This is a genomic window from Streptomyces calidiresistens, from assembly GCF_014141525.1.
GTDB lineage: Bacteria > Actinomycetota > Actinomycetes > Streptomycetales > Streptomycetaceae > Streptomyces > Streptomyces calidiresistens.
In genome coordinates this window covers 1-2,534 of the sequence record NZ_VKHS01000770.1, presented here as the reverse complement: position 1 = coordinate 2,534, position 2,534 = coordinate 1, and the positions used below count along the sequence as shown (strand labels likewise).

The following is a 2,534-nucleotide window of genomic DNA, read 5'->3' as shown; positions in this document are numbered from 1 at the left end:
CCGCACCCCCATCCCGTCCCCACTCCGAGGAGAACCCTTGTCCCCCTGGTTGGTGTTGTCCCTCGCCGTCGTCGCCACCTGCGGTCTGGTGCTGTCGGTCGGATGGTGGCGAGGTCGCCGTTACGGCGCGGAGGGGGAGGAGGAGGTGGGGACCCCCGCCGTGATCGATTACATGATCATGATGATCGGTGTGGTGTACGCCATCGTCCTCGGTCTGGCGATCGCCGGTGTCTGGGAGGAACGCAGCGCCGCCGAGGACTGGGTGCGGCAGGAGGCCCAGGCCCTGCACGAGGTGGGGGTCCGGGCCGAGGCCCTCCCCGCCGCGGTCCGGGACCGGGTGCGGGAGGACGTGGACGCCTACGTGCGACACACCCTGGAGGTGGAGTGGCCCCACATGGTCGAGGAGGAGGAGTTGACCGAGCGGGGCGACATCCTGCTGGAACGGTTGCGGGAGGGGATCCGCGACCACCGGCCGGAGGACCCGGTCGCGCTCCAGGAGCGCGCCGCGATGACGGATCACCTCGCCGCGGTCTCCGAGGCCCGTACCGCGCGGGCGCAGAGCGCCGAGTCGACCATGCCCGCCGTGGTGTGGGTGGGCCTGCTCGTGGGGGGCCTGGTGGTGGTGGGTCTGATCTTCGTGTTCCGGGTACGGCGTTCGGCGCGGGAGGTGGTGCTCTCGGCGCTCTTCAGCGCGTTGATCGGCTTCCTGCTGTATCTCATCTGGCACTTCGACTCGCCGTTCGCGCGCGGACTCACCGACTCCACCGAGGCGTTCGAGTTGCTCTTCCCCCATCTCGCGGGGAGCGACTGAGCGACGGCCGGGCGGGCACCGACCCCCGGCCCGCCCGGCCGCGCGTCAGGGGTCCCGCGGGTCCGGTGCGAGCGGCTCCGCCACCGCGGAGAACTCCTCCACCCGCTCGCACCAGCGGCGCAGCAGCACCCGGTCGTGGCCCACGGCCAGCAGGGCCGCACCGCTCTCCTCCCGGTAGCGCTCCACCACCCCCACCAGGGAGGCGGTGGTGGAGGCGTCGAGCATGGCGGTCATCTCGTCGCAGACCAGGAGCCGGGGGCGGGGCGCCAGGGCCCGGGCCAGACAGGCCCGCTGCAACTGTCCGTCGCTGACCTCGTGCGGCCGGCGGGAGAGCAGGTCCCCGCCCAGGCCGACCGCGGCCGCGAGTTCGTCGGTGCGCGCGGCGACCTCCGCCCGGGGCCGCCGGGCTGCCCGCAACGGCTCGGCGATCATCGCCCGCAGCGTCAGGCGCGGGTCGGAGGCCATCCGGGGCTGCTGGAACACCACGCCGACCAGCGTCCGGCGTTCCCGCGGCGCCCGGTGACGGAAGGCGGTGACCGGCTCGCCCGCCAGCCGGACCTCCCCCTCCTCCGGACGGTGCAGCAGGGCCGCCACCCTGGCCAGAGTGGATTTCCCGCACCCGCTGGGGCCCTGGAGCCCGACGGACTCGCCGTCCCCGACGCGCAGGGAGGCACCCCGCACGACCGGCGCGCCCCTCACGTAACCGGCGGTGACACCGCGGAGTTCAAGCACGGGGTTCCTCCCCGGGGGGTCGGAGCAACGGGTGGTGGCAGGCCACACCGTCGAGGAGTTCGGGCAGGCGCCTGCACCGGTCGTCGGCGCGGGCGCAACGGGGGGCGAAGGCGCAGCCCGCGGGAAGTGCGTCCAGGTCGGGGGGCATGCCGGGGATGGGGGTGAAGTCGCGTTCCGGCAGCGCGGCCAGGAGAGCGCGCGCGTAGGGGTGGGCCGGGCCCGGATCGCCGAAGAACCCGGGGGCCGGACCGGTCTCCACGATCCGGCCGGCGTACATGACGGCGATCCGGTCGGCGATCCGCTCGGCGGCGGCCAGGTCGTGGGTGATCACCAGCAGTCCACGCCCCTGGTCGGCGTGCCGGCGCAACTCGTCCACCGTGTGCTCCACCAGGTCTCGATCGAGCCCGGTGGTCGGTTCGTCGGCCAGCAGCACCGGCGCGTCACCGACCAGGGCAAGGGCGGTGGCGGCCCGCTGGGCGAGCCCTCCGGAGAGTTCGTGCGGGTAGCGGTCGAGGTGGTCCCCGGGGAAGGCGGCACGGGCGGCGACCTCCTCGGCACGTCGCCGCGCGGTCGCACCCCGGGTGCCGGTGATCTCCCGCACGGTCTCCACCAGTTGGGAACGGACGGTGCGCACCGGGGTCAGATGGGCGGCGGGGCTCTGCGGGATGAGACCCAGACGCCGACCCCGCACCCGGCGGGCGAGGACGCGTTCGTCGGCGGAGAGCAGGTCCACCTCGTCCAGGAGGGCGGTGCCGCGGACCTCCGCGTTGCCGGGCAGCAGCCCCAACAGCGCGGAGGCCAGCACGGACTTCCCGCAGCCGCTCTCGCCGACCAGCGCCAGGCACTCGCCGGCCCGCAGGTCGAGTGAGACACCGCCGACGGCGGCGACCCGCCGACCGCCGCGCATCAGGAAGTCCACCGACAGGTCGCGCACGGAGAGCAGCGGGGTGGTTCCCGGTCGTTCCCCGGCCGGGGCGGGCGGGGCCCCGGG

General features: G+C 74.6%; 3 protein-coding genes. 1 reads left to right on the top strand and 2 read right to left on the bottom strand.

The window, feature by feature from the left end:
* Positions 1–37 precede the first annotated feature (37 nt).
* Positions 38–811, top strand: coding sequence for a bestrophin-like domain (locus FOE67_RS22535; RefSeq protein WP_182666675.1), 774 nt, complete (start codon positions 38–40; stop codon positions 809–811).
* Between the two features lie 45 nt (positions 812–856).
* Here the strand turns inward: FOE67_RS22535 and FOE67_RS22530 are convergent, their stop codons facing one another.
* Both FOE67_RS22530 and FOE67_RS22525 read right to left on the bottom strand, forming a co-directional pair.
* Positions 857–1,543, bottom strand: a complete 687-nt coding sequence (locus FOE67_RS22530; protein ID WP_182666674.1) for an ABC transporter ATP-binding protein — start codon at positions 1,541–1,543, stop codon at positions 857–859.
* Complete coding sequence (locus FOE67_RS22525; protein WP_438874283.1) at positions 1,536–2,486, bottom strand: ABC transporter ATP-binding protein; 951 nt, start codon at positions 2,484–2,486, stop codon at positions 1,536–1,538. The genes FOE67_RS22530 and FOE67_RS22525 overlap by 8 nt, the downstream gene beginning before the upstream one ends.
* Between the last annotated feature and the right edge of the window lie 48 nt (positions 2,487–2,534).